13 protein-coding genes are annotated in these 13,839 nt (G+C 60.3%); 1 reads left to right on the plus strand and 12 read right to left on the minus strand.

What is annotated here, in order from left to right; genetic code table 11:
• Nucleotides 1–250 precede the first annotated feature (250 nt).
• Nucleotides 251–622, minus strand: coding sequence for a hypothetical protein (locus ACVW1C_RS05000; RefSeq protein ID WP_456757441.1), 372 nt, complete (start codon nucleotides 620–622; stop codon nucleotides 251–253).
• A gap of 405 nt (nucleotides 623–1,027) precedes the next feature.
• On the opposite strand from ACVW1C_RS05000, the gene ACVW1C_RS05005 reads away from it, so the two are divergent.
• Nucleotides 1,028–1,465, plus strand: a complete 438-nt coding sequence (locus tag ACVW1C_RS05005; protein ID WP_092125461.1) for a DUF5658 family protein — start codon at nucleotides 1,028–1,030, stop codon at nucleotides 1,463–1,465.
• A 432-nt stretch (nucleotides 1,466–1,897) separates the two neighbouring features.
• Here ACVW1C_RS05005 and ACVW1C_RS05010 read toward each other — a convergent pair whose 3' ends face one another.
• The 11 genes from ACVW1C_RS05010 to ACVW1C_RS05060 all read right to left on the minus strand — a co-directional run bounded on the left by ACVW1C_RS05010 (nucleotide 1,898) and on the right by ACVW1C_RS05060 (nucleotide 13,678).
• Complete coding sequence (locus ACVW1C_RS05010) at nucleotides 1,898–2,416, minus strand: hypothetical protein (RefSeq protein WP_456757442.1); 519 nt, start codon at nucleotides 2,414–2,416, stop codon at nucleotides 1,898–1,900.
• Nucleotides 2,417–2,554: 138 nt separating this feature from the next.
• Entirely contained in the window at nucleotides 2,555–3,103 is a 549-nt protein-coding gene (locus tag ACVW1C_RS05015; RefSeq protein ID WP_456757443.1) for a tetratricopeptide repeat protein, read from the minus strand.
• A gap of 114 nt (nucleotides 3,104–3,217) precedes the next feature.
• A complete protein-coding gene (locus ACVW1C_RS05020) occupies nucleotides 3,218–3,619 on the minus strand; it encodes a hypothetical protein (RefSeq protein WP_456757444.1) in 402 nt (133 codons plus the stop codon).
• Between the two features lie 12 nt (nucleotides 3,620–3,631).
• Nucleotides 3,632–5,284 (minus strand): type II and III secretion system protein family protein, encoded by a 1,653-nt coding sequence (locus ACVW1C_RS05025; protein ID WP_456757445.1) that lies wholly within the window; start codon nucleotides 5,282–5,284, stop codon nucleotides 3,632–3,634.
• A 561-nt stretch (nucleotides 5,285–5,845) separates the two neighbouring features.
• Complete coding sequence (locus tag ACVW1C_RS05030; RefSeq protein ID WP_456757446.1) at nucleotides 5,846–7,240, minus strand: TadE/TadG family type IV pilus assembly protein; 1,395 nt, start codon at nucleotides 7,238–7,240, stop codon at nucleotides 5,846–5,848.
• Between the two features lie 11 nt (nucleotides 7,241–7,251).
• Entirely contained in the window at nucleotides 7,252–7,725 is a 474-nt protein-coding gene (locus ACVW1C_RS05035; protein WP_456757447.1) for a TadE/TadG family type IV pilus assembly protein, read from the minus strand.
• 15 nt (nucleotides 7,726–7,740) lie between these two features.
• A complete protein-coding gene (locus ACVW1C_RS05040) occupies nucleotides 7,741–9,576 on the minus strand; it encodes a type II secretion system F family protein (protein ID WP_456757448.1) in 1,836 nt (611 codons plus the stop codon).
• Complete coding sequence (locus tag ACVW1C_RS05045) at nucleotides 9,573–11,024, minus strand: CpaF family protein (protein ID WP_456757449.1); 1,452 nt, start codon at nucleotides 11,022–11,024, stop codon at nucleotides 9,573–9,575. The genes ACVW1C_RS05040 and ACVW1C_RS05045 overlap by 4 nt, the downstream gene beginning before the upstream one ends.
• Nucleotides 11,021–12,223, minus strand: a complete 1,203-nt coding sequence (locus ACVW1C_RS05050) for an AAA family ATPase (protein ID WP_456757450.1) — start codon at nucleotides 12,221–12,223, stop codon at nucleotides 11,021–11,023. Before ACVW1C_RS05050 ends, ACVW1C_RS05045 begins: the two co-directional genes overlap by 4 nt.
• The gene (cpaB, locus tag ACVW1C_RS05055) at nucleotides 12,223–13,170 is read right to left on the minus strand and encodes a Flp pilus assembly protein CpaB (RefSeq protein WP_456757451.1); all 948 of its coding nucleotides are present in this window, start codon (nucleotides 13,168–13,170) and stop codon (nucleotides 12,223–12,225) included. The genes ACVW1C_RS05050 and cpaB overlap by 1 nt, the downstream gene beginning before the upstream one ends.
• A 1-nt stretch (nucleotide 13,171) precedes the next feature.
• Nucleotides 13,172–13,678 (minus strand): A24 family peptidase, encoded by a 507-nt coding sequence (locus ACVW1C_RS05060; protein WP_456757452.1) that lies wholly within the window; start codon nucleotides 13,676–13,678, stop codon nucleotides 13,172–13,174.
• Between the last annotated feature and the right edge of the window lie 161 nt (nucleotides 13,679–13,839).

Consider the following 13,839-nt stretch of genomic DNA (forward strand, 5'->3'; position numbering starts at 1 on the left):
TGCGCGACACCGCGTGGTAATTCTCCATCAGACGCCACTGAGCTAGCCCCGTCGTGGGATACAGTCCAGGCTGGCAGAAGATCTGCCGATCGTTGGACAATGAGAGTTGCTTAAAAAAACGACCGGACAAATCAACCAACGACCCCAACCCCTGGCTGGTCCCAAGTCAATAAGCCCTGCGGGAGAAAAGCCCAGTCCCAAAGGAACCCGAGCGTTAATTTCTTAGGGTCCTCCACGACCCGTGGTGCGCTTAGAACTTCCGTCCGGAGGATTCCATTTTTCTGCATTGCCCGCTGACTGCAAGGGATTTCCCTTCCGACGACAGGGTTTTGGTAGCTTTGCCTGACTGTCGGGAAATAGTGATCGAAAGCGAAGCTGTGTGATCCGTTCCACCGACATTAATGCTTGCCGGGCCATCGAAGGAGAAGGAATCTTCGTTCACTCTCCAACCTCTTGCTGTATCGATGTAGTACTGCAGGGTCGACGCGGCCATGTTCCAATCACCAGTCGAAGCGGGCGGAAAATCGCACTCCAACGATGCGACCAGATCTTGCGCGTGACTTTCCAGCGTCAACGCTCCAAAGGCCAGAAGCGATAGAAATCCGTTGCGTATGACTTGCACGTAAGAACTCCTCGAAGCGCTTATCACGGTCCCACCAGTCATCCTGCATTTTAGTTTCGTGACAGGATTGGTGCCATCCGTAATGTGCGGGCCGTGCAACCCTGTCTTCCCACCCGAAATTCCCGTGTTTCTACGGTGACCGAGATTCGCAATTGGTGCGGCGCGCTACCACCTTTGCGACACGAAGACCTTCCGCCATATCCCGCTGGTTAGTTAGGAATGGCAATTGCTGTGGGCATTTGCCGATTTACGATGGGCCGCTCAAGCGTATTGGCCGACTCAACCCCACACCCCGGCCATGCATATCGCGCGATGAGAGACCGCCGCTCTCAGCCCTACGGAGCGAGGCTCCCGCCCCGCCCGGCGCTAAACTATGGAGGTCGCGGAGTCGTTCGAGATGATGTGATGAAGGTCTGGATCTTTACTGATACGAGCAAAGCCGTTGGCGACCCAGAGCACCTGAAGGTCTTCGCGACCAACGAGGCCGCACAGGCTTGGTCTGAGCAAAACAACCATGATGGTGCTGCATTCGCTTACGAGATCGTTTTAGGGCGACGCTACTTGGCTAAGACATTCCTGGTGCTTTCGGTCCTGCTTCTCGGGGTCGCCGACCTCTACACCACGAACACCATCCTGAATCTCGGTCTCGGCGAACTGAACCCGTTCATGCACGTCGCCCAAACGTGGCTCGGTCCCTGGTGGCTTATCCCGAAGCTAGGCTTGACCTATTTCATGATGTGGTTGCTCTGGCGCAGCAACAACCCTTACAACATCGCAATAGTGGTGGCATTCTGCTGTACGCCGGTATTAAACAATCTCGTTATCATCGCCAGCTCACATTGAAGCGCCTCAAGCAAGGGCGACCTTACATCCTCCACTTGCTTTGGAGATATGCATAGGAGCGACGCGACGACCTATGCGTCGTGTTAACCCGATACCGATCTCGGCGATCACGCCGTGGAATAATGTCGGACGATGCTCGTATCATCAACGCTCCACCAACGAAGAGGTCGCGTAGTTCTTTGAAAGCAAAAATTGCGCCGGCCATACCCGACGATTACGTGCTCCAGCGGAAGTGGTTGTGTTTGCCCTTGATGTAAGGGATCTCAGCGACGTGCCCGATCAAGGATAGACGCGCCTTGATATTAGATCCGGGTCGGCTGGACCGATGGCTGTGCCAACGCTCGCGGCGCCTTACTCGACGCGAAGCTCACCGCGGATCTGGCATCGTTGGTAGCGAGCCGCCTCGGTGGGCTCACGCAAGCAAAACAACCGTTACGCCGAGACTGCCCGCATCCAACGCATCAAGGATCCGACCTCGCTTCGCACGTGCTGCAGATAGAGCACATGCGTGATCGCAAATGACAGTAGGCAGGCGCCAAGGATCGTCATCATCACGTACAGGCCTGCGCCGGACGGAATACCGATCGATCCAAGTGAAGCCTGTGCCGTGGTTGGTACACCGGCCTGCCAGGAGTAGACCAGAAAGCCCGCATAACCTGCGCTCAAGTGGGTTGCGATGGTGAATGCGGGTCTCGCCTTTGCGGCGAGCCCAAGGCAGGCGAGCAGGAACAGCGGTAGCGCGACTCCGAAGAGCTGGAAGCCGTCGATCGCAACATACCCGCTCAACAATGCGTGGCTGCGCTGAAAGATGCCGAAGATCTTGAGATTGATGAACCAGAGCAGTTCGGAGCTGGGCGAGTATTGCAAAGCTTGCGCAGCCAGTTCCGCACACAGCGTAGCGGCGAAGAGCACGCACGGACCAAGAAATTGCAGCTTGAAAAGACGATTCATGAGACGAAGCCATCGGTCAGGAAATGACAGTTTAGCTACGTCAAAAACGTTGAAGTTCCCTTTACGGTTCCTCGCCTCAACACGCGCCGTTCGGTTCCAACTAAAACATCAACAAAATCAGGCGGATAGGCGGCAAACTTACGGTTGATTGTTCGGCGGGCGCTCGATGAATTTCCGGCTGCCGTTGAGAAGCTCGAGATTGTTGGCGATGACCGGGTTGCCCGGATCGAGCGAATACGCCTTCTCGAACTTCCGCCGCGCGCCGCTCAGATTGCCGCGCAGCATCAGGGAGTAGCCCTGGTCGTTCAGGATCTGGACAGTCTCGCCGCCAATCCGGATTGCCTGGGCATAGGCCTGATCGGCAAGATCAAAGCGGCGCAGCTTGTCGTAGCTCGCCGCGAGCCCGACCCAGGCCGTCACATCCTTCGGCGCCTTCTCGACAGCATCCTTGAAATAGCGCTGCGAGATTCCGTAGTTGCCGCGGTTGTACTGCTCTAGTCCCAGCCGCACTGGCTCGTCGGAGGGATAGTATTTGACATCGGTCGGCTCCTGCACGGGGTCCCCGCCCGGCGGATCCACGGGTGCGACGATCGCGGCCTCTCGCGTCGTGTAGTCGCAGGCCGCGAGGCCCGCAGCCAGCCAGCAGCAGGCGAGCGCCGGAATGAGACGCCGTAATGCTCGTCCCATGTTCCAGCTCCAGCGACTTCCCTGCGTCATTCGAAAACCCATCGTGAAACTACCTAACAAAAAACAGACGGCGCGATCCGACGCTGTCAGCGCAACAACCCAATCCTCAGCTCGTTACCTGCCGCCTCCTCCTACCCCGACGGCCACCGATCCTCCCGTCCCCGCTCCCAATCCGGTCGTGTTGACATTCTGAATGGTGGTGACGGGCGGCGCCTGGCCCATCGCTTTGGTCGGATCGCCCATGTCGGGAAGCTGATCCAGCGGACGTTGCTGATTGCCATAGCGCGTCACCGCACCACCGGTACGCCGCGCGTCGTACGCGATCCGGCGATCGCCGACATAGGCCGGCCATGGGTGGATCGTGTGGGTGACTGCGTTGACTTCCTTGGCGTTGCCGGCGCTCATCGTGATGGTGTCGGAGCGCTGGACGTAGCGATCCATCTCGTCGTGCCCGTAGACGCCGTAGCAGCCGCCGAGCAGCAAGGGTGCGAGCAAAGCCAGATATCGGATGGTCATCCCTCGCCTCCTCTAGTTCAAGGTCTTCACGACCGGTTGGTTCGCACCAACGGTCGGTGGCGGAGCGGGTACGATCGCGTTAGGCGCGATGATGTGGCCGTAAGGTCCCTTCACCTCACCGCCGGAATTGACGTAGTCGTCGTAACGCTTGCGAACTTCCATCTGGCCGTTGAGGAAGAAGTCAACGTCGTTGGCCGGCAGGCGGGAGTCGAGCGGCGACGCCAGTTGCTGGCCGGGCGCCGCTGGCGCGACGAGGCGCGGCGTCACGATGATAACGAGATCGGTCTCTTCCTGCTGGTATGACTTACTGCCGAACAAGCTTCCGAGCACGGGCACTGAACCTATCCAAGGCAATTGCGAAACGTCCTGCCGGTTGCGGGTCTGCAGGAGGCCGGCGATGGCGAAGCTCTGGCCGTCGCGCAGCTCGACCGTGGTGCGCGCGTCGCGGCGGGTCAGCGATGGCACCGTCGTCCCCTGGATCGACACCGCATTGGAGAAATCAAGCTCGCTGACCGATGGCTCGACCCGGAGATTGATCACGCCGCGCGAGAGGACGGTGGGAACGAACGCCAATTCGACACCGAACTTTTTGTAATCGATCGTGACAGTCGGAAAACCGGTCGTCGTCGTGTTCGGAATTGGCACCGGGAATTCGCCGCCGGCCAGGAAGCGCGCGGCATCGCCGGAAAGGGTGGTCAGATTCGGCTCCGCCAGCCTGCGAGCGAGTCCCTTCGTTTCCAATGCAGTGATCAAAAGGTCCACCGAACTGCCGTTGCTGGTCCGCAAGATGCTGGTCAGCAGGCTTCCGAACGGGGCCGGAGATACACCACCGGCAGAACCGATAAGCGTTCCGATCGTGCCGAGGACCGGAAGGCTACCCGTTGGAGCCATTCCGACCGGGCCGCCCCCGGTACCCAAGGCGCCATTGGCGGTATTGATGCCACCGATAGGACTTCGGCCCACTGCTGAGGTGCCACCCAAACCCGTATTCGCAACGTTGGTCCCATTGGCGTTCGCCGCGTAAAGGTTCACGCCGAGGTCACGCCCCGCCTGCCGGCTGACCTCGAGGAAGCGCACCTCAAGCATCACCTGCTGCGGCGCGGCAACGCTCATGGCGTTGACGACGACGCCGCCTTCGGGGACGCTGCCCTTGGCGATTGTGAGCGCCCGCTCGGCGACGACCGCATCGGCTGCCATGCCGCTCAGCACTACCTGGCCTTCGGACGCAGTGACGCGAATGCCGCGCGTACCGGTGCCGGCCTGGATGTTCTGCTGCAGATTACCGATATCAACAGTGACCTCGACATCGAGAATGCCGATCTGCTTCATCGAGCTGTCGAACAGGATGACGTTGGTGGTGCCGGTTTTCTTGCCCTGGAGGTAGATCAGGTGGTCACTCAGCGACTTCACGTCGACGATGTCGGGCGAGCCGGCCACGATTGTCGAAAAAGCCTGATCGACCTTGAATGTGCGTGACTTATTGACGGTCAGCTTGACGCGCTGCACGTCGGTCATATCGCTGACGAAGACGCCGCCCGAGGTTCGCCGGTCCGCAGCCGCCGCACGATCGGCTGCTCCAAATGAAGCGAGCGTTGCACCAAGTGCTATCGCGCTCAACGCGACAGACCTGCCTCTTCCCCTGCCAGAAACGCGAACGCTCCCCATACGCTTTCCCCCGCAGCAGCGAACCGACTTCATCCCCGCAAATTTACGGACTCCGGCCGTGGCGACTCCCTTGCATACACCACGCCGTCGAGATTACTGCTGGTCCAACTATAAATCGTTACTTCGCAATTCCTTTTCCCGGCGTGCGCGCACTATCGACCAAGTCAGGTCCGTCTCCGCTGGAGACGCCTCGCCCGCCGGCCGCAAACGCGGCCTCAAGATCATGATCCGTTACACGCCCTCTTTGCAAGACGAGACGCCCGCCGGAATGCCCCATGCCCCTAGAAAGAGCCCCGATGTTGCTTGCAGGCACCACTCTTGCAGATCTGCGGGGGTGCGACCCGTAGAATCCCGCCTTGTCGGCGATCCAACCGATAGCTGACAGCGAATCGAACCGGCAGGCAGCCTTGCCAAACGGCTCGCCAAGTCTGCGTTTCGCTGATCGACACACGCAATTCCGCGCCGCGTTCGGGAAGTCAATATTTCCCTGCGAATGGAGCGGCGCCCAAATTGGTTTCCAGGACGGGCCTGCCGCCCTGGCAACCGTCACCGAACGACTAACTAGTAGATTACCAGGCGCGGCTGGGTCAGCGTCGAGCCGACCTGCTGAAACGCGGTTGCGACATCGGTGTACTGGTTGATGCTACTGCAGTTTGAATTGGTGGAGTAAAACCTCGTCTGATCGGAAGCGATTTTCTGCATCGCAGTGCACGACGTCCACACATTGGCGTTTTTGCCATTGGGGCTATCATAGATTGTACTGGATCCGGACCCTTGCTTTGGGCAGGCCGTACCGGCACCGCTGCCATAGAAGATCGCGTAGACCCAGGTTCCAGCGGCGGTGGCGGTCTGAGCATTGACGACCGCCTGGTTGCACATCTGTGCGTCATGGCGGCCGCAAACGGTGCTAGGCGAACAAGCTGTGGCGGCATACGTGGAGTTCATCTGAGGGGGATTCTTTGTCTGATCAACACTCGCCTCGCCGTCACTGAGCAGAATGATGACATTCTGCCTCGCCGTCGCCCCCTCGGATTGAAGTGCGGTCTGCGCGGCTGAGATCGCTTGCGCGTAAAAAGTCCCCTCACCTCCTGGGGCCTGGAGACATCCGTTGAACCCACCGCTGTTGTCGCCTATCGCCTTAATGAAATTCGACGAGTGATTCAGATTACCGACCGTCGTGGCAAAATCCGTGTCGAGCGCATTGTGAATGATCTGATAGACAATACTTGGAGATCCATATGGGGTGATCTTCGGCGATCCACAGGGCGACCACGTCTGCGACATGCCCGGAAACACCATCAATCCGACCTTCGCGTACTGGGTGTTCAGTTGCTTCAGGACCAACTGCACGCCATAAAGCGCACAATCGAGCCTGGAGGGCCCGGACTTGCCCGGAACTTTGCAGTTCGTCCCGTCGCTTGAAGTCATCGATGCCGTGGTGTCGAGCACGAACATGACGTTCAACGGTTTCGTCGGGTTGCCCGCCTTGGCCGCCGCCGCCGACGCCGAGACAGTCCAGGAGGTGAAGCCGAGCAGCTTGATGAAATATGTCGGAACAGTTCCGGTCTGCTTCAGCACGACCGTGTTGTTGACGCCGTTCCCGCAGGTCGGCAGTCCGGATGTCTGGCTGGGACCGACGCAGACAGCTGACGCAGTCGACGTGATGCCGCTGACATTGGAAACGGGATGAGCCACATTCCAGTTCTGAGCCGTATTCAGCGCGGCGGACTCGGTGCCCCCTGTCTTGCTCCACTGATATGCACCACTGAGCACCGCAGCGTTTGTGTTGGCTTGAAGCGCCTGGCGCGCGCTGAGAACGACGCCGACGTCAACCGCAAAGCCTGACATGCCAATGAGTGCCGTCGCAGAAACTGCGAACACCACTCCGGCGACGCCGCTGCGATCGTGAAACGTCTTGCTGAGCTTTCGCGCGATTGTGCCGGTCCATCGATACATCGCTTCTCTCCTCACTGAACCACGGACGCGGATTGGACGGCCAGGGTGCACGACGTTCCTCCGAAGTTGTAGCCCATGAACGAGAGATTACAGGGATAGGTGAGCGCCACGGAGGTGATCACGCCAGCAGTTAGCAGCGAACTGCAAGCGCTGTCGGCGCTGCATGTCGAACCGCCGATCGTTACGACCCGGGCGATCTGGGATGTCGTGAGATTGACGGCGGCGCTGTTGATCGCGGCCGTGGCCGTCGAGTAGGGAGACGCTGTTCCGCGACTCATGGACATGGCTTGCGCGCCCTGCTGCGCCGCCGCGGTCAATATGAGGTAATTGTTGAGCGCGATCCCGAAGTACATTGTCGCGAACATGATGAGCAGCATGAAGGGCGCCACGAGGACAAATTCGAACGCCACCACGCCGTCCTGTGCTGCGCGCAGCCGCTTCAAAGCTTCACTAATCTTGATGTAGGGCTTCAGCATACCGCTCATGGTTCTTGTCCACGGTTAGATTTGCTTGAACGCTCGAAGGAGGTGCAGAAATGGACTTGCACCCAAAATGACGAACATGGCTGGAAGCAGGAACAGCACCATCGGAATCGTCAGCTTGGCGCCGAGCTTGTGCGCTCTTTCCTCCAATTTGGTAATGCGTTCCTGACGGAGATCCACGGCGATACTGCGCAGAGCCTGCCCCAGCGGGGTGCCATATTGCAGGCTTTGGCTGACCATAGTGCCGAAGCGCCGAAGCCCCTCCGACGTGACTGCCAGCTTCTCGAATGCATCGGCGCGGTTCGGCAACATCCGGAGATCGTCAAGAAGGCCATTCAACACCTGCGCCATTGCCGGATTGGTGGCCTTCATTTCTTCCGCCACCCGCTCCAGACCGCTCTCCAGACCCATTCCGGCTTCGCTGCACACGACCAGCAGATCGATGGTATCCGGCGTGCCCAACCTAATCTCGGCATCAAAGCGGCGCTTCACGCCCCAGAGGATCAGCCGCGGCATCATGATCCCGAAAGCCAGGCCCAGCAGCATGAAGATCAGTACGTCCGACAGCGGCTTTCCCGCGATCTGCGCGAGAAAGAACGCCGCGATCGGGAACACGAACGTGCTCACAGCCTTGGCACCGATCCAGATCGGCAACATTCGATGATGATTGAGACCCGACGACTGAAGGACCAGTCGAAGTTGGTCGAGATTCTCCTCCGCATAGAAGCGCTTGTAACGCGCGCCGATCGTGGATAACCAGCCGATCATGTCCTGAGACGAACTCGAACGGTCAGGAATGCCCAGCACCGCATTCGATACGCGCGTATCCAGCGTGCGTAGCTGTATTTCACGGATGATCAACAGGCAGGTTAAAGCCAATGCCGCGATGGAGAGAGCCGCGAGGCCAAGACCGGCGGTCATAGCGCAGTCTCCCTTCTGACCATCCACGCGGATCACCAGGAGGCCGAGCAGCACCGAGCATATCGCGTAAGCCAGCAGCATGTTTCCGACCGGGTCGTAAAAAAGCAGATCAATCGTCTGCGGATTGATCGCGTAGAGCAGCGCCCCCACAGCGAGAGGCGCACACGACAGCGCGCGCGATGAAAAGATCACCTCTCCCGCCAGGGCTTTTGCACGAGCGGCAAGCGCAACGCGCTGGCTCACCGTGTCACCGAGCGTCTTAAGGGTTTCGGCCAAACTCCCGCCCGCTTTCAGCTGGACGGCGAGCGTCACTGCGAACATGGCGTATTCGGGCACTAGGGTTCGGCGATAGATGCCCTCCACGGCATCTTCCGGCGGTCGACCCAGGCTCAGTTCGTCGCAGACGATGGCGAACTGGCCGGCTGTTGGCTGAGGCATCTCTCGGGCGATGGTACGGAACGCCTCGTTGACGGGTAATCCCGATCGGACGGTACTCGTTACTACCTGGATGGCGTCGGGGAGCTGGCGAAACAGCTGGTTGGTGAAGCTACGTTGCTGCCACGCAAATAGCCCACGCACAAGCAACAAAGCCACCACAGCTGCTGCGAGCGACGCTATGGATGTCGCGAATCCCAGCAGGTGGGCGCTATAGACGACCCCTCCTGCGGCAACGGCACCGGCGAGCAGTACAGGGACCGGATTCAGGGCGTGAGCGATCTCGGGCCTGTAGTTGACAAGACCGTAAAGCGAGTGCCAACGCGACGACGTTTCGAAACGACGAATGGACGGAAGGCTGCCCAACCGCGAGGTCGGCAGCGCAATCTCCAACTGACGATTGACGCGGCGCAGCCTGCTATCAAGCCACAGCGAGTTCGTCGCTGCACATATCAGCAGCGCCAGAACAATGAGGAGAACGAAGCTCGGTATTATCATATCCGCCGCATGGCCTCCGCCCAGGCTCGATCAAGTCCAAAATAGACAAGACGGCTCTTGAATTTCGGAACAGCGTTGGTGGATCTGTAGGTACCTAATATCCGGCCGTGCGCATCCTCTTCCTTGTACTCGAACAACGCGATGTCGTTGGTAGTGATCACCTCGCCTTCCAGTCCGATCACCTCGCTGACCTGAATGATGCGACGCTGGCCGTCACGCATGCGTTCGACCTGCACGATGAGATCCAACGCGGCAACGATCTGAGCCCGGATCGCGCGCGACGGCAGATTGACCTGCCCCATCTGCACCATGTTTTCGACGCGGGTCAGGGCGTCACGGGTGCTGTTCGCGTGCACCGTGGAGATCGAGCCGTCATGGCCGGTATTCATCGCCTGCAGCATGTCGAACGCCTCAGGCCCGCGCACCTCGCCGACCACGATGCGATCGGGGCGCATGCGCAGCGCATTCCACAAGAGGTCGCGTTGCGTCACCTGCCCGGTGCCTTCCAGGCTGGGAGGCCGCGTCTCAAGGCTGATCACGTGCGGCTGCTGAAGCTGCAATTCCGCCGCGTCCTCGATCGTGACAATGCGTTCGCTGTGATCGATGAACTGGCTCATGGCATTGAGCAACGTGGTCTTGCCGGAGCCGGTGCCGCCAGAGACGAGGACGTTGAGCCGGCATCGGGAACTGATCTCGAGCAGTTCTCCGATGGCGGCCGACATCGTGCCGTTCTCGATCATGCCGCGGATGTCCAGGCGCCGGCTTGGAAACTTTCGAATCGAGATGCAAGGACTGTGAAGCGCCAGCGGCGGCAGGATGATGTTGACACGGCTGCCGTCCGGCAGGCGGCAATCGACCATCGGGCTCGACTCGTCGACGCGCCGGCCAACCTGCGCGGCGATCTTCTGCGCTACCGCCGCGATGTGATCGTTGTCGCGAAACCGGACGGCTATCCGCTCCAGCTTGCCGTTCCGCTCAACATAGATGTTGCTCGGCCCGTTGACCATGATGTCGTTGATCGTCTCGTCCACCAGAAGCGGACGCAGCGGCCCGTAACCGGTCATGTCGTCGGCAATTTCCTCCGCCAGGAGAACCTGCTCGCGGCCAGACAATTCCAGCCGCTCCTGGTTGGCGATGCCGTGGATGATCTGCTCGATCTGCCGCCGCAGGACATCGCGCGGAACGGTTGCCGCCACCGACGGCTCGATCTGTTCGATGATGCGCTCGCGAAGCGATGCCGACATCACCGGATGGTGTATCGAAAGTTGTTCGCGCTTCGACGTTGGAGCAGGCACGATTGACACCGGAGACACCACGCCGGGTTCGATCCGCTGCGGCTCTGGCGGGATCGGTGGCGCGTCCGGCCCGCAGGCCGCCGTCGGCGAGCCCGGCACCAGTGGCGGCGGGCGTATCGGCGTCTCGTCTGCACGTCTCCCGAACTTCTTCATAGCCCAAGCCACCTCCTCCACAGCCCCTTCCGCATGGCGCCCACGCCGGTGATCTCCCGGACGATTGGAGCCAAGTGACGCCGCAGCGCGGATACATGCTTGAGGGCCGGGATTCCGAGATTGACCGCCTGGGTCATTCCCTTGCCGAGATCGGGGATCACCATGTCCGGCTCTGCGCCGAGTGCTTTGACGATGGTCGCCCTGGGCAGACCGCCGGCGCGGTCGGCACGATTGAGCAGGGTAAACACGCGATCCTTGCCCGCGATGTTGGTGACGGCGTTGCGCAGCGCGTGCGCGTTGCGCAGGCCGGTCACCTCGGCTTCCAGCAGCACCAGCACGTGACGTGACATCTGAATCACTGGATAGATCGATGCCGGGAACGGCACCGGCACGTCGACGACGACGTAATTGAACCGCTGCCGGAGCAGGCCCAGCACGTGCCGCACGCCGGCTTCGGTGAAATCGAGCTTGGCATCAAGATCCTCATCTCCGGAAATCAGGACAACCCGATCGTTCACTTCGATCGCCGCGCGCTCGAGGAACAGCGTGTCCGCCCGCATCGGATTCTCGAGGGCAATGCGCAGCCCTGGACCGGGGCGAACACCCAGCATCACCGCAGTCTCGCCGCCCTGCAGATGCAGATCGAGCAACGCGACTTTGGCCTTGGTGGTCTCGGCCAGTTGCAGCGCGAGGTTGATCGCAATGCTGGTTGCTCCGGCGCCACCTTGCGCACCGCAGATCGAGACCACATGTCCACCGCGATCGTTTTGGGCGGGCGCCACGTCGCCGAGCAGCTTCGGCCGGAGCTGGTCCAACACCATGTCGCGGGTAATTGGCGCCGGAAGGTACTCGGTGAGTCCGATTTCCATCAGTTCGCGGTAGAAGTTGATCTCCCTGCTTTCGCCGATCAGGCACACTTTGACGTCGGGTGGACAGACGCTGGCCAGACGTTCCAGCTCGGCGAACGGATCATCGATCCCGCTGATGTCGGTCACCAGCGCGAATAGGTCGGTGTCGGTCTCGAGCATGCGTGTCGCCTGACGGATGTTGCCACGGCGGATCAACAAGTTGCTGCCCTCGAGGCCCCTGCGAAGGGCCACAGCGCTCAGCTCGTCGTTGACGAAGCAGACGATGCGGTTACGTGCGACAACGGACGTCGTCTCTTCCGGCGATTCCATCACTGCCATGTTCACACTCATCAACGTTTCTCCGGCACGCCTGCGTAATCCAGCGCCGTCGCAGGACGGGCAGCCTCCGACACTCCGTCGCAGGAGACACGCGCGCCGTCCTGGTCCTGCTTTCTGACCGAATATCGCTTGACTTCACCTGACGAAAAGACTGCGATCGTCGCGCTCTGACCGGCGATTGCGTTCTGCCGCGCAAGTTCGGGCGAAACGTCGCAGCTGGACATCGCGCCGGTATCGGCCTTGTCCCACTGTTCGGCCGCTGACCGCACCACCAACGAGAGCGTCCCGAGCTGCTTTGCGACGGAGACCTTCTTGACCTGCTCCGGCGTCAGTTCCAGCGACACAGTTTGTGCCTGCTTGCCGGCCACGGCGTTCATGACAGGTCGGCCGCCCTGGGCGATTTCTTGATCGATCGCGATAACGCGCACATTGCCCAGAACGGTTTCGCTAAGGGCCCGACGCCCCAGATCGGCCTTGTCGAAAACCTGCGTCAACACCACGTCCACGTAGTCACCCGGCCTGATCAGACCTGACACGCCGGTCTCCTCGTCGACCTTGATGCTGATGGCGCGGCTATCGGGGGCCAGAACGCTCGCGAGGAAGCCACGATCCTTCGGACGCAAGATGTCCTCCAACGTAATAGCGCTGCCGGCTTCGACGAACTTGCGAACAAGAGAACCAGGAAGCCCGGCCTTGGCGTCGGCCGTTTCGAGTATCGCTCCTGACGGAACGCGATCGGGCGCTACCTGGCGCACGGTGAAGTCTTCTTCGCGTGCCAAGGCGCCTTTCGAAAGCGGACGTGTCGTCACAAAGTATCCGACAGTCGCTGGACCTGCCGGCGCCTTCTCCACGACCGCTACCGGTGCGTTCGGTTGGTTGACGTTCCAGGCAATGATTCCGAGCGCCGCGGCGGCGAACAACAGCACCATGATGACCGAAACACGCAAGGCGGATGACATGTCAGAATCCTCTGCTTAAAATGGTCCAGATACCGCCGCATGCGATGGCAACCCCGTAGGGCAGCGGCGCATGTCGTAAATGGCGCCAGCGCTCGACCGCATAGACGCGGCGCACCAGCGATGATCCCGCCGGCGCGAGCTTGGGATTTGGCAGGCGGCGCATCATCAGATGCACAGCGGCCAGGACGCCGCCGGCCAGCGCGGTTGTGGTCAACAGTTCGATCACGCCGGACATGGGGAAACCGATCGCGAGAGCGACCAGCAACTTGACGTCGCCGCCGCCGATCATTCCCCGCTGATAGATCACGAACAGCAGCAACAGCAGCAGCGCAGCAGCGATTAGGGATTGCGCGACCTGCACCGGGCTGGCCAGTTGGCCGATGATCCCGAGCAACGCCAGTGCGAGACAAATCTCGTTTCGGATCAGCCGCGTCGCGATATCGATTGTTGCGACATAGAGCAACAACGCGATTTCAAGAAGCGACGTCGTGACAACGATCCAACTCATCAAACGCACGCCCTAAAAAATGCACGATTGAAAAAAGGTAGTGCAGATCAAGGCCCGGGCAGCGAATGGCTGTGTTACCCCTCTGAAAACAGGGGCGCACCGCCGGTCAAATCCGACGCATCCGCCAGCTTGGTCTTGGTCTCAATGCATGCCCTCAACAT

The sequence above is a fragment of the Bradyrhizobium sp. USDA 4011 genome (genome assembly GCF_054063415.1).